Source organism: Mycolicibacterium sp. XJ879 (assembly GCF_053483935.1).
Genome location: NZ_JBEFTH010000003.1, coordinates 338,108 through 355,180, shown reverse-complemented (window position 1 = coordinate 355,180; position 17,073 = coordinate 338,108). Strand labels below are relative to the sequence as shown.

The window sequence follows — 17,073 nt, the reverse complement described above, 5'->3', positions numbered from 1 at the left end:
GTAGGCAAGGCGGTGATGCCGTTGGCTCAAGTGTCCCCCCGTCAAGTCATACAAACGTCAGAGAAGAGCAGCACGGGCCACGACGCAATCGATCCGAGATAGGAAACCGCCAGGTCGATGCCGCTCATGTGCTGCAGATGCTCGGTGTGCGTGCTGGACCAGAAGACCCCGATGACCAGGTAGGGGGTGCCGATGACCAGGGCGAGCACGATGAGCTCGCCGACCGTCACCCGGAAGCCCAGGACCTTCCGCAGCGCGCCCAACACCCCCATTATGTTAATGACTATTCTTCCGACTGCCAAAGATTTGCTCATGATCTGTAGGCGAACCCGGCCGATATGTGTCCATAAGGTCCGTTATCGTGAATGCCATGTCGCCCAGCGGGTCATCCAACCCGGACACGGTGCGACGTCGGCCGAAGGACCGCAAGGCCCAGATTGCGCAGGCGTCGGCCGAGGCCTTCAGCGGGGTCGGATATTACGGCGTAAGCATGGAGGCTATCGCGTCGCGCGTCGGCATCTCCGCGGCCGCGCTGTACCGCCATTACGCGAGCAAGTACGAGCTGTTCCGTGATGCGGTGTTGAGCCTGGGCCAGCAGTTGGTGGACTGTACGGCGTTCGCCGACGGGGTCGAACTCGACGATCCGCAGGCCCTGCTCGACCAGTTGGTCGCGGCGCTCATCGACACCGCGATGCGAAACCGGACATCCGGCGGGCTGTATCGGTGGGAGGGCCGGTACCTGCGCGGTGACGATCAAGCGTCGCTGATTGCGCAGATGCGCGTCGTCAACCACCGAATCCAACGGCCGCTGCGCGCAATTCGTCCGAGCCTCACCTCACGGCAGCGATGGACGCTGTCCAGCGCGGTACTGTCGGTGATCGGCAGCATCGTTGATCACCGGGCCAAGCTGCCCGCCGTCCAGGTCCGGGCGCTGCTGGCCGACCTGGCCGGGGCGGTGCTCACCACCGATCTGCCCGACCTCGTCGAGGCCGAACCTGCGCCGCGGGTGCGCACGCCTGCCGACTCGTCGAAGTACGAGGCGCTGTTGACCGAGTCGATGTGGTTGTTCCACATCAACGGCTACCGCGAGACCAGCATGGAGGACATCGCAGCGGCGGTGGGCATGCCCGCGTCAGGCATCTACCGGTACTTCTCGGGTAAGAGCGACATCCTCGCCGCCGCGTTCCGGCGGGCAGCCGACCGGTTGTCGGCCGAGCTGGCGACGATCACCAGTACCATCCCCGACCCTGAGGACGCGCTGACCGCGGTTATCGACGCCTACGTCGAGCGGTCCTTCAACCAGCCCGAGCTGGACTACGTCTACTACGCCGAGCGGCTCAACATGACCGCCGCTGACCAGAAGATCCTGCGCAACATGCAGCGCGCCACCGTGGAGGCGTGGGTTCACCTGGTGGTCGCGGTCCGCCCGGAATGGACGCCCGGTCAGGCGCGGTTCGCCGTACACGCTGCGATGTCGTTGGTGATCGATCTGGGCAGGCTGACCCGCTACGACAATTCGCCACAAAGCCACCTGGTGATACAACGGGTACTGGATCTGACGTTGTTGGGCCGCTACCGGTTACGTGCGACGTTGCCCGCGAGGTAGATCAGGTAGCCGACGGTGCCGGCGATGGCCAGTTTGCGGGTCTTGCGGGCGGCCAGGCCGAGGCCCAGCGCGGTCTCGATGGCACCGTTGATGTAGATCTGCTGGCGGCTCTTGGTCGCGAACGCCTGTTCGGTGATCGACTCGAACAGCTCAGGCTTGGCGAAGTGTGCCAACCCGGTCCCAGCGAGAGCTAAACCGGCAAGGGTTGCGGCACGCGAGTTTGTTCCTGATTCGTCTTGGGGCACAGCGGGTGTCCTCTCTGATCACGCAATCTGATAGTCGCTCAACGGAAACTGTGCCGCCTCTTTGAGAGCGGTGCGCGTCGACATCGGCCGGAGCAGTGACGCCTCCCCAGCGGGGTCGAAGTAGTAGGAGCGCGACGGCGCGCAGTTACCGAGCGTGAGCACCGAATCCCCGATGAGTTCGGTCATCCGGTCCAGGTAGCGGGTGTTGGCGTGCTCGGTGACTTCGAACGTTTTCGCGTTGCGGCGCTTCATCTCTCCGAGCAGTCGGTCCATGTGCCGCATCTGGTATTCCATGGTGTTGAAGAAGTTCAACCCGAGGAATGCGTAGGGGCTGGCCAGGCTCAGATAGTTGGGGAAACACGGTACCGCCATGCCCTGGTAGGCCTGGAACCGGTTGTCGCGCCACCACTTTCCGAGGTTTCGCCCGTTGCGTCCGACAATCTCGATCGCGGGGAAGTTGGCCTCCCACAGGTCGAATCCGGTGGCCAGCACCAACGTGTCGATGACGGTCTTGGTGCCGTCGTTGGCGACGATGCCGTCGGCCTCGATGTGTTCGATGCCGTCGGCCTGCAAGTGCACATGCGGTTTGGTGAAGATCCGGTAGTAGTCGTTGGAGAAGGACGGCCGCTTGCAACCGAAGTCGTAATCCGGCGTCAGCTTCTTGCGCAACTCGGGATCGCGCACCGAGAAGAACCGGTGCATCTTGGCTAGATCGGATGCCGCGACGTTGAGACGACGGAACAGTAACTGCCGGTGATGGAGCACGACGTAGATGAAGAACTCGTAGAGCGAGTCGGTGACGGCGCGGAGAGCACGCTGCGCCAACGGAACCCGGGCGAACAGCCGCTTCGCGCGCGGTGAGAACCGGAGGTCGAGCTTGGGCACCACCCAGATCGGGGTCCGCTGGTAGACGGTCAGGTCGGCCGCCTTCTTGGCGAGCTCGGGTATCAGCTGTACCGCGGTGGCGCCGGTGCCGATGATCGCGACCCGTTTACCGTCCAGCTCATAGCCGTCGTCCCAGGCGGTGCTGTGGATGATCTTGCCGGCAAAGCCGCCGAGGCCTGGGATGTCCGGAGTATTCGGCTGGGAGAGAAACCCCGTGGCGGTGATCAGATAGCGCGCGGTCAGCGTCTCGCCGCCGGCCAGCGCGGTCCGCCAGACCTCGGCTTCTTCGTCCCAACGCGCGCCTTCCACGGTGGTGCGGAAGCGCATGTGTCGGCGCACGTCGTATTTGTCGGCGACGTCATTGGCGTACTGCTTGATCTCGTCACCGGTGGAGAACAGCCGCGACCAGTTCGGGTTCGGCTCGAAGAAGTACGAGTATGTGGTCGTCGGGACGTCGACGGCCAGCCCGGGGTAGCGGTTGACATGCCAGGTGCCACCCAGGTCGTCCTCACGGTCGACGATGAGGAAGTTCTCGTAGCCCAAGCGCTTGAGTTGGATGGCCGCACCTATTCCGGCGAAACCGGCGCCCACGATGACGGCGTCTAACTGCTCGGAAAGCATGTGAAAAAGGTACCCCAGGTACCGACTAATTCTACGCGCGCCTTGGCGTCGTGATCATCCCTTTATCGTGCCTGTGCGCGGCGGATCGAGGGTGGCGATGCAGGTCACGGCCCGGTCGCCCTCGGCCCAAGTTTCGGCAGTGGGATAGAGCACATACATTTGAATGGTGTCGTCTTCCATTGCGGCGGGCGAGTAACTGGCCAATTCGGGACCGCACTTGTCCGCGTAGTCGTCAATGGCGTCCTGGCCCGGAAAATCGCCGTCGGGCATCAGCAATACGGCGAACACCTCACCGGCATGCGGCTCGTCGCATCCGGTGGTCTGAACCGTCAGCACCCGGGTACCGCTGGGAATCTCCTTGAGGCAGTCGCCGACCTTCACGTCGGTCGCGGTGACGGTGTCCTTACCTACGATCAGGAACAACGCGATGATGGCGCCGACCACGAGCACGATGATCCCGACGATGACCCCGAGGACGATCAACAGCACCTTGGTGCGGTTTGACTTCGGGTTCTGCTGGGGCGGGTAGTAATAGCCACCCGGCGGCGGCGCCGAGTACGGTGGGGGAGGAGGCGGCGGGTACTGCTGCCCACCGTACGGCGGCGGCGGTCCGTACGGCGGCGGTTGGCCCGGCGGGGTGGTCACGCGAGCAAGCGTAGTGCGGCATCGACCGCCATGGCGGATACATCGAGCGACTTGGACCCCAGGTCATGGCGGGCCCCGGCGACCTCGACGATCTCGGTGCGCGCGGCGATGAGCGCCGCCGCGGTACCCAGCTCGGCGATGGTGCCGAACGGGTCAGAGGTGCCGTGGGTGAACACCGTCGGCGTGGTGATGCGTGGCAGGTGCTCGGTGCGCAGGCGTTCCGGTTTGCCGGGCGGGTGCAGCGGATAGGAGAACAGCGTCAGCACGTCGATGTCGACCGCCTGGTCGGCGACCACAATGGAGGTCATCCGGCCGCCGTACGAATGCCCTCCGGCGACCATCGGGCCGTCGGCCAGCGTGCGGGCCACGGCGATGGCCTCTGCGACGCCGGCTTGATCCGCGTTGGCCGATCCGGACGGAGGGCCCTTGGGCCGGCGGCGCCGGTACGGCATGTTGTAGCGCACCGCCAGCCAACCGCATCGCGCCCACTGGTCGCAAATCCGCGTCAGCAGCGGTGAGTCCCTGCTGCCACCGGCACCGTGGGTGAGTACGACTACCCCCGTCGGCGCCGTGGCGGGTTCGTGGGCGATGCCTGCGATCTGATCGAGGTTCATCTGGTGAGCCTGAACAGCGGTGAGACCGGTCCATGGCCTTGTCCCAACGGGTAGGCCGCGTTGAGACATTCGGTGACCCAGCGCTTTGCGAACGCGACGGCATCGGGCACCGAGTAGCCGTGGGCCAGCGCGCTGGCGGTCGCGGCGGCCAGCGTGTCACCCGCCCCGTGGTCGTGGCCGGTGTCGATGCGCGTGGCGTCGAACTCGAAGAAGTCCGTGCCGTTGAACAGCAGGTCCGGGCTGTGCGATGACGTCCGCAGATGGCCACCCTTGACCAGCGCCCACTGCGGCCCGAGCGCGTGCAGGGCACGCGCGGCGTCGTGCTGGGTCTCGGCGTCGACGACCTCGATACCGGTGAGCAGCCGAACCTCGTCCAAATTGGGTGTCACCAACGTGGCCAGTGGAAACAGTTGGTGCCTAAGGGAATCCAACGCGCTGGGATGCAGCAGTGGGTCGCCGTGCATCGATGCGCACACCGGGTCGACCACCAACGGGACGTTTCCGACGAGGCCCTGCCGGCGCCAGACGTCAGCCACGGTGTCGATGATCGCCGACGACGCCAGCATGCCCGTCTTGGCCGCCTGCACCCCGATGTCGGAGGTCACCGCTTCGATCTGACCCGCGATCACATCGAGGGGAACCTCGTGAAAACCCTTGACGCCCAACGAGTTCTGCACGGTCACCGCGGTGACGGCAACGAGGCCGTGCACGCCCAGCAGAGCGAACGTGCGCATGTCGGCCTGGATGCCGGCGCCGCCGCCGGAGTCGGAACCCGCGATCGTCATCACCCGCACCGGGGTGGCGCCGGGTTTTGGGACGGGCAGAAACGGTTGGTTCATGCCAGCGGAAGGTAGACGCGGTTGCCGTGCTCGGCGAACTCCCGGGACTTCTCGGCCATGCCGGCTTGCCTGGCGGCGTAGTCGCGGACGTCCTGGCTGATGCGCATGGAGCAGAACTTCGGACCGCACATCGAACAGAAGTGGGCGGTCTTGGCCGGTTCGGCAGGCAGCGTCTCGTCGTGGAACTCCCGCGCGGTGTCCGGGTCGAGTGACAACGCGAACTGGTCGTTCCACCGGAACTCGAACCGTGCGCGCGACAGGGCGTCGTCGCGGTCCTGTGCATGCGGATGCCCCTTGGCCAGGTCGGCGGCGTGTGCGGCGATCTTGTAGGCGATGACGCCGTCCTTGACGTCCTTACGGTCGGGCAGGCCCAGGTGCTCCTTGGGCGTGACGTAGCACAGCATCGCGGTGCCGGCCTGCGCGATGATCGCCGCGCCGATGGCCGAGGTGATGTGGTCGTAGGCCGGTGCGATGTCGGTGGCCAGTGGACCCAGCGTATAGAACGGCGCCTCTTCGCACAGTCCCTCTTCCAACCGCACGTTCTCGACGATCTTGTGCATCGGCACGTGGCCGGGTCCCTCGATCATCACCTGCACGCCATGGGATTTCGCGATCTTCGTCAGTTCACCGAGCGTGCGCAGTTCGGCGAACTGGGCGGCGTCGTTGGCGTCGGCGATCGACCCGGGGCGCAGCCCGTCGCCGAGCGAGAACGTCACGTCGTAGCGGGCCAGGATCTCGCACAGCTCCTCGAAGTGGGTGTAGAGGAATGATTCCCGATGATGGGCCAGACACCAGGCGGCCATGATCGAGCCGCCGCGGCTGACGATGCCGGTGACCCGTTTGGCGGTCAGCGGAACGTAGCGCAGCAGCACACCGGCGTGCACGGTCATGTAGTCGACGCCCTGTTCGCACTGCTCGATCACGGTGTCGCGGTACAGCTCCCACGTCAGCGCGGTCGGGTCGCCATTGACTTTCTCCAACGCCTGGTAGATCGGCACGGTGCCGACCGGCACCGGGGAGTTGCGCAGGATCCACTCGCGCGTGGTGTGGATGTCGCGGCCGGTGGACAGGTCCATGATGGTGTCGGCGCCCCAGCGGGTGGCCCACACCATTTTGTCGACCTCTTCGGCGATCGAACTGGTCACGGCCGAGTTACCGATGTTGGCATTGACTTTCACCGCGAACGCCTTGCCGATGATCATCGGCTCGGTCTCAGGGTGGTTGTGGTTGGCGGGTATCACCGCGCGTCCGCGGGCCACCTCGTCGCGCACTAACTCCGCAGGAACACCTTCGCGCGCGGCGATGAATGCCATTTCCGCGGTGGTCTCACCGGCGCGGGCGCGCTGCAGTTGGGTGCCGCGGTCGCGTTCGACGCCCGGCCGCGGCGCAAGCCCGCGCTGCAGGTCGAGGTCCGCGGCCGGGTCGGTGTACGGCCCCGACGTGTCGTACAGGTCGAAATGTTCGCCGTTGGACAGGTTCACTCTCCGAAACGGGACCCGGGCGCCGCCCTCGAGTTCCCGGTAGCTCTTGGTGCTGCCCGCGATGGGGCCGGTGGTGATGGACGGAGTTGCCACGGAAGTATCCGACAGCGCCATGGAAATCCTCTCCCTACGCCGGCATTACCCGGTCAGGTTCGTACGGTCGACGGGCCCACCCGTCCTCTCAGCGCACTGGGCGTGCACTCCCGTGTATGGACGCTGCCCACGGTAGCGCAGAGGTCAACCAAACGGGAGACCGCTAGAACGGTGGGTCGGCGTCGTCGGGCAGCGACGGCGGCTTTGGTGGCGGCTCCCAGTCAGGTGGAAGCTCTTCCGGTTCCATCGGCTCGTTGATCCACGGGCACCACGGACTGGTACTGGGTTTGCCGCCCTTGAACAGCAGGAGATACTTCCGCGACCTGTTCCGCCACTTGCGAAGTTCGATCTCTTGTCTGCGGGCTCGATCGCGGTAGCGAATGGCGGCGTTGATTGGCCGCTCTTCTCGAAGTTTGTTGCGGATTCGCTTGATTCGGGCCGCTTTGTCGCGTGCGCGACTGGCCTTGCGCGCCGTGGGTGCCGCGCAAGCCGGCCGCATCTGGGGAAACAGTTCGGCTCCGCCCGGCGTGGTGCGGTAGGTCCGTCCGGTCGGGGAGGTCCACACGATGGTGCCGTCGGCCAGCTGTTCGTCCTTCCAGCCGCCCGGTCCGCCATGGAAAGTCTTGAGCCGGTGGTGTTGTCGGCAGTAGTCCGCCAAACCCGACGGCACCGTCAAACCGCCTACGGTGGGATTGGCGTGGTTGAACGGTGTGGTGTGGTCGGTGTCGCAGCGGGCCGCCGGCCGGTCACAACCGGGGAATCGGCACGTCAGGTCGCGCAGCCGGACCCAGCGCGCCACCTCGGCCGACGGCTGATACCGCGTCGCCTCCTCTTCGGTGACGGTGGGCGGCTCGATCAACCGCACCGCCGCGGCGGTATCGGCGAGTTCGCGCACGTGGGCGGCGTCGATCACGCCGAAACCCTCCAGGTAACCAGGTTCTTCGCCCTCACCGGTGACGGTGTCCTCGCTGGCGATCACGTTGATGACCGTCCGAGGACCGTTGTCGGCGCCGTCGGCGCCGCGTGCCGGGCACTCCGGTCGACCGCAGTCGCATGGCAGCCCGCGGCCTTCGCTTAGCGCAAGTACGGCATCGGCGCGCCGCTGGTCCATTGTCCGGGAATCCTTGGCGCACACTGACATCGCCAGCTGTGAGATCCGTTGTTCGAACGCGGCGGCCGCGGTGGCGCTGATGCGCCCATTGAGGTCTGCGGTGCCGTCGGGCCGCGCGGTCGTGCTGACGTAGCGGCGTCTCTCGGCCGATTCGCGCCGCTCCTTGGCGGCGTCGGGATCTATCTCCCGCACCAGCTTGTCGACCGCGTTGATGAGCCGCCGGCGCGACCAGCTCGACCACTCGATCAGCCGGGCAGCCAGGCGTTGGTCGACCTGTTCGATCAGGTGGTCCTCGACTAACTCGGTGCGGGTGATGATCAACTGCGTCGTCGGCCAATCGATGTCGGCGTCCTCGAGCAACTCGGCGATCATGGGCAGCCGGGTGTCCAGCGCCTCTGCCTGCGAGACCAGTCGACTGGCGGCCATCGGCGCCATGTTCATCGCGGCGCCCACCTCGGCGCAAGTGCGGGCGAACCCGGTGATCACGGCGTAGCCCGGGTCGGGGTCAGCGCCCTCGGCTTCTTCGGTGCGCACCGACAACAGGTCCCCGATGCTGGCCATCCGGCGCGCCATCAGCATCGATTCTTGGCGGTGGGTCGACTCGATCTCCGCGATCAGCACGTCGGCGCTCGGGTATTCGAACAGTTGTTCGATCAGCATGTCTCGATGATGCCACGGCCCACCGACAAGTTCGGCGGTCGTCCACAGAAATTTTCAGGACAGCTCCACCAGCACCGGCGCGTGGTCGCTGGGTGACTTACCCTTGCGTTGTTCGCGCACGATCTCGGCGTGGGTCACCCGTTGCGTCAGCGCGGGTGAGCCGAGGATGAAGTCGATGCGCATACCGCGGTTCTTGGGAAACCGCAGCTGCGTGTAGTCCCAGTAGGTGTAAACGCCGGGTCCGGGCGCGAAAGGCCTTACCACATCGGTGAATTGGCCATCGACGATGGCGTTGAAGGCTGCCCGTTCGGGTTCGGTGACGTGGGTGCTGCCCTGGTAGAACTCGACACTCCACACATCCTCGTCGGTGGGCGCGATGTTCCAGTCCCCGGTCAGCGCGATCTGGGCGGTCGGATCCTCGGCCAGCCAACCGGCTGCAGCGTCACGCAGCGCGGCAAGCCATTCCAGCTTGTAGACGTAGTGCGGCGAGGCGATGACGCGTCCGTTGGGCACGTACAGGCTCCACACCCGCACGCCGCCACACGTCGCCCCGAGCGCACGCGCTTCGGCGGCCGCCTCCACGTCGGGTTTATCGCTCCATGTCGGCTGACCCTCGAACCCGACCTGTACGTCGTCGAGGCCGACGCGCGACGCGATCGCAACGCCGTTCCATTGGTTGAACCCGCAATGCACCACTTCGTAACCGGCGGCCAGGAACGGCATGACCGGGAACTGCTCGTCGGAGCACTTGGTCTCCTGCATGGCGAGCACATCGACGTTGTCGTGTTCCAGCCAGTTCACGACGCGGTCGACCCGTGCACGGATCGAGTTGACGTTCCAGGTCGCCAGTCGCATGGCTACAGGCTACGAAAGGCCCGCGAAGACATGGCGAACAGCGGTAGCGTTCGTGGCTATGAAGCGCTGCGTCGTCGCCACGGTGGTCGCGATGCTGACGGCGGCGGGCTCGATGGCGTTGGCGCCGCCGGTGGCTGCCGGCTGTCACTACGGGGGAGCCTTCATCAGCAAGTGCGACGGCCCCATCCAGCCGGACGGCACCTGGGAACGGTGCGTCGGAGTGCCCCGGGTGGTGCACAGCGGCTTCAGTACCCACCTCGTGCCCGTAAAGCACTGTGGTCTGATGGGCCCCGGCCAGCAGCACGCGGACCTCGCGTTCGCCGACCCGCCAACGCATATTCCCGGCTGACTACAGTCTCAGGGCGTCAGCGCGCATATACCGCGAGCGATGGTGCTCGATGAAACCCATCGACTCGAACAGCCTTCTGCCGGGCGCGTTGTCAACCAGCACCTGGGCGTACGCGTGGGAAGCACCGCGGTAGTGGCCCCAGGACAACACGGTCGAGCACAGGCGCCGGGCGTATCCGCGTCGAAGCGCGGCCTCGACCACCCGCAGGGCCGAGATGCCCACCCACCGGCCGCGGTCGATCGTCGTCGTCACCGCGGCACGGGCGACGGCCGCACCGGAGACCGTGGCGAACACGGCCTCGCCGTCCACGACGGAGGTCAGTACGTCGACTGGCACGTCGCGCTCATAGAGCCGACGCCATTCGTCGCTTGGATCCGCGGCGAGCAGCACCGCCGGGTCGTGTTCTTCGGAGGGGCCGAGTTCGCGTGCGAACACCACGGTTTCGAGATGCGGCTCCGCATCGGCGAGCCGGAACAGCCGGTCCGGAATCGAAAGCCACGGCGTGAGTTCCCGCGCGGCGTACCACTCGAGGATCTCCGGCAGCGCCGAGGCGGTGGCGTCGAACCCCAGCGGCACAGCCGAATTGCCGCGGTGGGTGTGACCGTTTGCGGCCCGCAGGAACCAGCCTTCGATCCACCGTTGTTCGACGCCGGGCCACGCCATCGCGGCTGCGTGCTCGAGCTTGCGGATATCGGCGGTGCGCACCGTTGCGGGGGGCAGTTCTCGAAGCACCATCACGTCGTCGGCCGGAACGGCCACGACGTCGCCGGTTTTGGTGCGCACGGTCAGCGTCGGGCCGACCTCGAGTAGCTGGCCGATCACGTCGCTCAGCGGCGGTTCGGAACCGGCAGGCAGCCGATAGCGGATCACGACACGAGCCCCGACCGGCGGAATCTGCATCAGTGCCCGAACGGGTCCGGATCCTCGCCGGGCATCCACGTCAGCCCCGGCACACCCCAACCGTTCGACTTCACCGCGCGTTTGGCGGCGCGGGCATGCCTGCCGACCAACCGGTCCAGATACAAATACCCGTCCAGATGGCCGGTCTCGTGCTGCAGCATGCGGGCGAACAACGCGGTGCCCTCCACGGTGATCGGGTTGCCGTCGGCGTCGAGGCCGGTCACCCGCGCCCAGTCGGCGCGGCCGGTCGGAAACGACTCACCGGGCACCGAGAGGCAACCTTCGTCGTCGTCATCCGGATCCGGCATGGTCTCGGGCACCTCCGATGTCTCCAGCACCGGGTTGACCACCACACCGCGGCGGCGGGTGGTCTTGCCCCGTGCATCGGCGCAGTCGTAGACGAACACCCGCTTGGCGACACCGATCTGGTTGGCCGCCAAGCCAACGCCGTTGGCAGCGTCCATGGTGTCGTACAGATCCTGGATCAGTTCCACGACATCGGCCGGCAATGAACCGTCGTCGTTGACGATCACAGGTTCGGTAGCGGTGTGCAGGACGGGATCTCCTACGATGCAGATCGGTACGACGGCCACGGGGAAAGCTTAAGGCGGCAACCCTTAACCCCCGACTCGCGGGCGTATCTGACGCATCACACTACGAACCCGTGATTGAATGAGCGCCGAACCACAGCGATGTAATTTCGATTGTCGGAAGGGTCCAAGGGCGAGATGGACGGCGCGATCGCGCGGACTGAGCAATCCGGGGACGACTCTGATCGCGGTGACGGGCTGACCCGCCGAGAGCACGATATTTTGGCGTTCGAGCGCCAGTGGTGGAAGTACGCCGGCTCCAAAGAAGACGCCATCAAAGAGCTGTTCTCGATGTCGGCCACCCGCTACTACCAGGTGCTGAACGCGCTGGTCGACCGTCCCGAGGCGCTGGCAGCCGATCCGATGCTGGTCAAACGGCTGCGCCGGTTGCGGGCCAGCAGGCAGAAGGCGCGTGCGGCGCGTCGGCTGGGTTTCGACGTCACCTGATCTTGAGGGGCCGGACGGGCCGATACAGTGGGCGCAATGAACCAGCGAAACTCATCCCGCCTACCGCTGCGCGCCATGGTGATGGTGCTGCTGTTTCTCGGCGTGGTGTTTCTTCTGGTCGGTTTTCAGGCGATGGGTTCTGACGACGACGAAGACGCCGAGCAGTCGACGATCGCCACGAGCACCATCACCACGACCCCGAGAAGTCCGACGGAATCGCCGGAAGCGGCCAGGGCCGACGTGCGCGTATACAACGTCTCAGAGGTCCAAGGGGCTGCCGAAGCCACCGCCACCCAGCTGCGCGACGCCGGCTGGGACGTCACCGAGACGGGCAACCTGACACTGCCGGAGGTGCCGGTCACCACGGTGTATTTCAGCGACGCGCCCGGTGAGCAAGAGGCCGCCGATGAAGTGGGCAGACTGTTGGAAGCGCCCGTGGAACCGCGGCTACCCGAACTGATTGAGCAACCGCCGGGCGTGGTTGTGGTGGTCACCGGCTAGGCTCTTGCCCATGCTCAAGACCGCAGCTGCCGCCGCCTTGTTCGCCGTTCCCGCTCTTGCGCTGAGCGCATGTGCCGCACCCGAACAACCCAGCGAAACGCCGGGCACCACGCCGTCGATCTGGACCGGTTCGCCCTCGCCGACTGCCGCGCCCGGCGCGCAGCAGGAGGGTCAGGGCGGCGAAGGCGGTAGTGAGACGTTGACCGCCGATCTGAAGATGGCCGACGGCAGCACCGTGGCCACGGCGGACTTCGAGTTCGCCAACGGGTACGCCACCATCACCGTGCAGACCACCCAAGCGGGCAAGTTGAACCCCGGGTTCCACGGTATGCACATCCACTCAATCGGTAAGTGCGAGGCGAACTCGGTCGCCCCCACCGGTGGCGCGCCCGACGACTTCAATTCCGCGGGTGGACATTTTCAGGTGCCCGGTCACACCGGACATCCGGCCAGCGGTGACCTCACCTCGCTGCAGGTCCGTGAGGACGGTTCAGCGCTCCTCGTGACGACGACCGACACGTTCACCGCAGAGGACCTGCTGGCGGACGAGAAGACCGCGATCATCATCCACGAGCAATCCGATAACTTCGCCAACATCCCGCCGGAGCGCTACCAGCAGGTCAACGGGAACCCGCCACCCGACGAAACCACCTTGGCTACCGGCGATGCCGGAAAGCGCGTGGCGTGCGGTGTTATCGGTACCGGCTAGCAGCCACATAGATTTCGCCGGATCGCCCCGGCCGACCGTCGGGGTGGAATGGGAGTTCGCGCTCGTCGACGCCGAATCCCGCGATGTGAGCAACGAGGCCACCCACGTCATCGAGGAGCTCGGCGAGAACAACCCGCGCGTGCACAAGGAACTGCTGCGCAACACCGTGGAGATCGTCACCGGCATCTGTGATTGCGTGCCGGATGCGATGGAGGACTTGCGCGAAACACTGGTGGCTGCCCGCAGAATCGTGCGCGACCGCGGGATGGAGCTGTTCTGCGCGGGTACGCATCCGTTCGCGAAATGGTCGGCGGGCAGCCTGACCGACGCGCCGCGCTACGCCGAGCTGATCAAGCGCACCCAGTGGTGGGGTAGGCAGATGCTGATCTGGGGTGTGCATGTTCACGTCGGCATTTCCTCGGCGCACAAGGCCATGCCCATCATCACCTCGCTGCTGAACCACTATCCGCACCTGCTTGCGCTGTCCTCGTCGTCGCCGTTCTGGGACGGCGAGGACACCGGCTACGCGTCGAACCGGGCGATGATGTTTCAGCAGCTGCCGACGGCCGGGTTGCCCTTTCACTTCCAGACGTGGGCGGAGTGGGAACGCTTCGTCCATGACCAGAAGAAGACCGGCATCATCGACCACATGAACGAAATCCGTTGGGACATCCGGCCTTCACCGCATATCGGTACCGTGGAGATCCGAGTCTTCGACGGTGTTTCCAACCTTCGCGAGCTGAGCGCACTGGTCGCGCTCACCCACTGTCTGGTGGTCGATTTGGACCGGCGCCTCGACGCCGGCGAGCGGCTGCCGACGATGCCGCCGTGGCATGTGCAGGAGAACAAGTGGCGCGCAGCGCGTTACGGCCTGGATGCAGTGATCATCTTGGATGCCGAGAGCAATGAGCGGTTGGTCACCGAGGATATCGACGAGCTGCTGAACCGGCTCGAACCGGTGGCCAGGCTGCTGCACTGCAGCGACGAGTTGGCCCGTGTCGCCGACATCTACCAGAGGGGTGCGTCCTACCAACGGCAGCGCCGGGTCGCCGAGGAGCACGACGGTGATCTGCGTGCGGTGGTCGATGCGCTGGTCGCCGAGTTGGACATCTAGTCATGCCCGCGATGCCGATGTTTCCGCTTCAGGTGGCGATGCTACCCGGCGAGGAGTTGCCGCTGCGGATCTTCGAACCGCGCTATACCGCACTGGTTTCGGACTGCTTGGCTACCGATGACCCGTCGTTCGGCGTGGTGCTGATCGAGGCGGGTCGTGAGGTCGGCGGGGGCGACGTCCGCACCGACGTCGGGGCGTTGGCCCGCATCGTGGAGTACGCCGACCACGGCGACGGGCGCTACCGGTTGCGCTGCGTGATGGGTGAGCGGATCAGGGTACTCGAATGGCAGCTTGACGACCCCTACCCGCGGGCGGCCGTCGAGCCGTGGCCTGATGAGCCTGGTGAGCCGGTCGGTGTAGACGCGATCCGTGACGTCGAGGATCGCATGGTGGCGTTGTTCGAGAGGATCGCCGCTGCCCGCGGTGCCGAGGTCAACGGCCGTGACATCGTGGTCGGCGCCGACTCCTCAGGGGACGCGGGGATGTGGTTGTACGCGTTGACGTCTCGGCTTCCGATCGGGCCGGCCGACCGGTATGCGGTGCTGGCGGCACCGAGTGCGTCGGCACGGTTGGCGGCGCTCGGCGACGCGGTCGAGACATTGACGGCGATGGTGGAGTTTCAACTGTCGTCCGAGGAGTAGCGCCTAATCCCCAAGCGCACGCTCGGCGGATCAGGAGACGTCGAATTGCTCGTTGCGAAGACGCTCGAGTGCTCGTCCGTCGGTGAGTTCGTCGCGCCTCTCTGGATGCTTCCAGTAGTGCCGGACCATCCAATACAGCGCGGCGCCGCTGGGTGCGTATCCACTGGCGTTCTTGACGACGATAGGCTTGTCGTTCTTGATGACGAAGACAATCGGGTGTCGGTCCTGCTTGTTCGCTGATTCGTCCGTGATGTCGATGATGTCGTCCCAAGAACTCTGCCGGATGAACACAATGTCGACGTTTTCCACTCCCTTGGGCCCTAGCCGCAGGTGGCCGGCTCCACGCCGGTGAGCAATGCCGATCAATCCGGCCGCCGCGATGATAACCATGGTGCCGATAAGTACCGGGTCGAATATTCGATCCGCGCTGGTCAATGGAAGGTCCACTGCGCCTTGGGGAACGAAGATCACGAAAAGCGTACCGCTCACAACGGCCGCGACGAATGCGATGGTGACCAGCCAAACTCCGACTAAGTCGGACAGCAGAACGGTCCCCGACGGATCGAACTTTGCCCGCAGTGGCAGCGTCATGAACTGAGCACGCAAACCCAAGACGGTGAAGCAAGAGCATAAGACCGCGGCGCCGAGCGTGATTGCCGCCGTTAGGTACTCGGCGTGTTGCAATTTGTCAAAAGTCAACACGACGGCCGCCACCGCTGACGCGGCGCCGAGGAGTATCCCGAGCGTAATTAGGACGTTGCGGTCGCGCCAATTCTCGGGCTGCGGAAGCTCGTTTACTGGCAAATCGCCGCACCGACCTTCGCGCCGACATCCTTCATCCATTCCCCACCCGTATAGGAGAAAGTGATAGCACCCAAGGGAACCGTCGCAAGTTGTGCCCCTGGCGGCGCAACGATAGTGCCGAGACCCGCGCCAAATGCGCCGCCTGCCACGTCTCCCACGACCTCGAACCCGCCGGCGAATCCCGCAACACAGCGGTCGTACGGTGTTTGCGCCGAGCCCATCTCGTACACCGTAGATAAGATGCCTAGCGCGGGTCCACCAAACTTCGCGCCGGCTCCGACCTTGTCTACCGCGTCCATGGACAACATCGGCAGCTTGCCTCCACGACCGATATGCGCCTCCAAACCTGTCAAGGAGTGTCCGACGGCTTTTGGACCTGCGCCCGTGAAGAACGGATTATCGGGAGGCAGGACACCGTGGCGGCCGTCAGGCAGTGTGAATGCCGCGGTGCGGTGGCCATCTGGTGTTTCGGTCGCGTTGAAGACGGTGCCGTCGGCCCATTCGATGTCGGTGTGCTTGATGTCATCGAGTGGATTGGTCCACGACGTCATGCTCGAGATGATGTTGCCGCTGGCGTCGTAATGGCTGTCGGTCACTTTGGGGACCAACGGACCGCCGAATTCCCAGAGCACGTGCTTGGTGCCGTCTTGCATCGTCAAGGTCTTTCGGTACTCGTCGTCGTTGACGATCTCCTCCTTTGTCTCTCGCACGGAGGTCGCCATGTCTTCGCCGCGGATGGTGGCCTGTTGGAACAAACCGATGTGGTCACCAGGATCGGGTACGTCGTCATCAGGCTTTTTGACACCGGGAATCATCATGCCGCCCAACCCGTCCGAAGTCGGCGCGGTGAACCCGAACGGTTGAGCCGCCGCGCTGACTTTGGCGGCGGTGCCGTCGTCGGCCTCGCCCACCGCTTGCAGCAGACCGTTGATGACCCCTTGCTGGACAGCCGCCTGTTCCATCAATTCTGCGACATCGTCGGCAGACATCGGCGCGGGCTTGATCAGTACAACCCAGTTGTCCGAGACATGCAGCCGACCCTGATCTATCTCGTCCGCCTTGTTGAGGAGCGCCGACCGTGTGTCGGCGATCCAACTCGCGCCCTCCTTGAGGGCGTAGCCGATTGCGGTGGTGTATTCGGAAAAGCGATCTGCATGATGGCGCGCGCGCTCGAGCATCTCCGCCGCCGCGTCATGCGCCTGCCCGGACCACACCTTGGTTTCCGGCATGACATCGAGACTGTTGTGGATTCTGGTGACGGCCTGCGCCACGTTTGCTCCGGCGGATTCGACCGCGGGACCGGTGAACGACAACGAGTCTGGTTTCCAGCCTTCCAGCCGGGTGCGTGACGGCAGCATGCGGG

General features: G+C 65.3%; 20 protein-coding genes and 1 riboswitch. Of the genes, 7 read left to right on the top strand and 13 right to left on the bottom strand.

What is annotated here, in order from left to right; translation table 11 throughout:
• Nucleotides 1-41 precede the first annotated feature (41 nt).
• The gene (locus ABQF13_RS08985; RefSeq protein WP_448392375.1) at nucleotides 42-266 is read right to left on the bottom strand and encodes a hypothetical protein; all 225 of its coding nucleotides are present in this window, start codon (nucleotides 264-266) and stop codon (nucleotides 42-44) included.
• A gap of 104 nt (nucleotides 267-370) precedes the next feature.
• Here ABQF13_RS08985 and ABQF13_RS08980 point away from each other — a divergent pair, with 104 nt between their 5' ends.
• Nucleotides 371-1,606, top strand: a complete 1,236-nt coding sequence (locus ABQF13_RS08980) for a TetR/AcrR family transcriptional regulator (RefSeq protein WP_448392374.1) — start codon at nucleotides 371-373, stop codon at nucleotides 1,604-1,606.
• On the opposite strand, the gene ABQF13_RS08975 is transcribed toward ABQF13_RS08980, so the two are convergent.
• From ABQF13_RS08975 to ABQF13_RS08940, 8 genes are all read right to left on the bottom strand, one after another.
• The gene (locus tag ABQF13_RS08975) at nucleotides 1,573-1,851 is read right to left on the bottom strand and encodes a DoxX-related protein (protein ID WP_448392373.1); all 279 of its coding nucleotides are present in this window, start codon (nucleotides 1,849-1,851) and stop codon (nucleotides 1,573-1,575) included. The genes ABQF13_RS08980 and ABQF13_RS08975 overlap by 34 nt on opposite strands.
• 18 nt (nucleotides 1,852-1,869) lie before the next feature.
• Nucleotides 1,870-3,357, bottom strand: a complete 1,488-nt coding sequence (locus ABQF13_RS08970) for a flavin-containing monooxygenase (RefSeq protein WP_448392372.1) — start codon at nucleotides 3,355-3,357, stop codon at nucleotides 1,870-1,872.
• 54 nt (nucleotides 3,358-3,411) lie between these two features.
• Entirely contained in the window at nucleotides 3,412-4,002 is a 591-nt protein-coding gene (locus ABQF13_RS08965) for a septum formation family protein (protein WP_448392371.1), read from the bottom strand.
• Entirely contained in the window at nucleotides 3,999-4,616 is a 618-nt protein-coding gene (locus tag ABQF13_RS08960; RefSeq protein ID WP_448392370.1) for an alpha/beta hydrolase family protein, read from the bottom strand. The genes ABQF13_RS08965 and ABQF13_RS08960 overlap by 4 nt, the downstream gene beginning before the upstream one ends.
• Complete coding sequence (gene thiD, locus ABQF13_RS08955; protein ID WP_448392369.1) at nucleotides 4,613-5,455, bottom strand: bifunctional hydroxymethylpyrimidine kinase/phosphomethylpyrimidine kinase; 843 nt, start codon at nucleotides 5,453-5,455, stop codon at nucleotides 4,613-4,615. The genes ABQF13_RS08960 and thiD overlap by 4 nt, the downstream gene beginning before the upstream one ends.
• Nucleotides 5,452-7,050 carry a phosphomethylpyrimidine synthase ThiC gene (gene thiC / locus ABQF13_RS08950; protein ID WP_448392368.1) on the bottom strand — a complete coding sequence of 533 codons (1,599 nt, stop codon included), beginning with the start codon at nucleotides 7,048-7,050 and terminating at the stop codon, nucleotides 5,452-5,454. Before thiC ends, thiD begins: the two co-directional genes overlap by 4 nt.
• A riboswitch (TPP riboswitch) is annotated at nucleotides 7,044-7,153 on the bottom strand. Its footprint overlaps the gene before it by 7 nt.
• Before the next feature lie 39 nt (nucleotides 7,154-7,192).
• The gene (locus ABQF13_RS08945) at nucleotides 7,193-8,785 is read right to left on the bottom strand and encodes an HNH endonuclease signature motif containing protein (protein WP_448392678.1); all 1,593 of its coding nucleotides are present in this window, start codon (nucleotides 8,783-8,785) and stop codon (nucleotides 7,193-7,195) included.
• Nucleotides 8,786-8,854: 69 nt separating this feature from the next.
• Nucleotides 8,855-9,655 (bottom strand): exodeoxyribonuclease III, encoded by an 801-nt coding sequence (locus ABQF13_RS08940; RefSeq protein ID WP_448392367.1) that lies wholly within the window; start codon nucleotides 9,653-9,655, stop codon nucleotides 8,855-8,857.
• Nucleotides 9,656-9,713: 58 nt separating this feature from the next.
• Between ABQF13_RS08940 and ABQF13_RS08935 the strand changes: the two genes are divergently transcribed.
• Nucleotides 9,714-10,004, top strand: coding sequence for a CDGP domain-containing protein (locus tag ABQF13_RS08935; RefSeq protein WP_448392366.1), 291 nt, complete (start codon nucleotides 9,714-9,716; stop codon nucleotides 10,002-10,004).
• Here ABQF13_RS08935 and ABQF13_RS08930 read toward each other — a convergent pair whose 3' ends face one another.
• Both ABQF13_RS08930 and ABQF13_RS08925 read right to left on the bottom strand, forming a co-directional pair.
• Nucleotides 10,005-10,904 (bottom strand): N-acetylglutamate synthase, CG3035 family, encoded by a 900-nt coding sequence (locus tag ABQF13_RS08930; protein ID WP_448392365.1) that lies wholly within the window; start codon nucleotides 10,902-10,904, stop codon nucleotides 10,005-10,007.
• A complete protein-coding gene (locus tag ABQF13_RS08925; RefSeq protein ID WP_448392364.1) occupies nucleotides 10,904-11,497 on the bottom strand; it encodes a peptide deformylase in 594 nt (197 codons plus the stop codon). The genes ABQF13_RS08930 and ABQF13_RS08925 overlap by 1 nt, the downstream gene beginning before the upstream one ends.
• Before the next feature lie 135 nt (nucleotides 11,498-11,632).
• Here ABQF13_RS08925 and ABQF13_RS08920 point away from each other — a divergent pair, with 135 nt between their 5' ends.
• Genes ABQF13_RS08920 through ABQF13_RS08900 form a run of 5 tightly spaced genes read left to right on the top strand, consistent with a single transcriptional unit; the run spans nucleotide 11,633 to nucleotide 14,906 of the window.
• Complete coding sequence (locus ABQF13_RS08920) at nucleotides 11,633-11,941, top strand: nucleoid-associated protein NapA (RefSeq protein WP_448392363.1); 309 nt, start codon at nucleotides 11,633-11,635, stop codon at nucleotides 11,939-11,941.
• A 36-nt stretch (nucleotides 11,942-11,977) separates the two neighbouring features.
• A complete protein-coding gene (locus ABQF13_RS08915; RefSeq protein ID WP_448392362.1) occupies nucleotides 11,978-12,442 on the top strand; it encodes a LytR C-terminal domain-containing protein in 465 nt (154 codons plus the stop codon).
• A 10-nt stretch (nucleotides 12,443-12,452) separates the two neighbouring features.
• Entirely contained in the window at nucleotides 12,453-13,151 is a 699-nt protein-coding gene (sodC, locus tag ABQF13_RS08910) for a superoxide dismutase[Cu-Zn] (RefSeq protein WP_448392361.1), read from the top strand.
• On the top strand, nucleotides 13,108-14,265 hold the full coding sequence (locus tag ABQF13_RS08905; RefSeq protein ID WP_448392360.1) for a glutamate--cysteine ligase: 1,158 nt from the start codon (nucleotides 13,108-13,110) through the stop codon (nucleotides 14,263-14,265). Before sodC ends, ABQF13_RS08905 begins: the two co-directional genes overlap by 44 nt.
• A 2-nt stretch (nucleotides 14,266-14,267) precedes the next feature.
• Nucleotides 14,268-14,906, top strand: a complete 639-nt coding sequence (locus tag ABQF13_RS08900) for an LON peptidase substrate-binding domain-containing protein (RefSeq protein ID WP_448392359.1) — start codon at nucleotides 14,268-14,270, stop codon at nucleotides 14,904-14,906.
• 30 nt (nucleotides 14,907-14,936) lie between these two features.
• Here ABQF13_RS08900 and ABQF13_RS08895 read toward each other — a convergent pair whose 3' ends face one another.
• Together ABQF13_RS08895 and ABQF13_RS08890 are read right to left on the bottom strand one after the other, a co-directional pair.
• Nucleotides 14,937-15,710 carry a hypothetical protein gene (locus ABQF13_RS08895; RefSeq protein ID WP_448392358.1) on the bottom strand — a complete coding sequence of 258 codons (774 nt, stop codon included), beginning with the start codon at nucleotides 15,708-15,710 and terminating at the stop codon, nucleotides 14,937-14,939.
• Nucleotides 15,701-17,068 (bottom strand): hypothetical protein, encoded by a 1,368-nt coding sequence (locus ABQF13_RS08890; protein ID WP_448392357.1) that lies wholly within the window; start codon nucleotides 17,066-17,068, stop codon nucleotides 15,701-15,703. The genes ABQF13_RS08895 and ABQF13_RS08890 overlap by 10 nt, the downstream gene beginning before the upstream one ends.
• Nucleotides 17,069-17,073 lie beyond the last annotated feature (5 nt).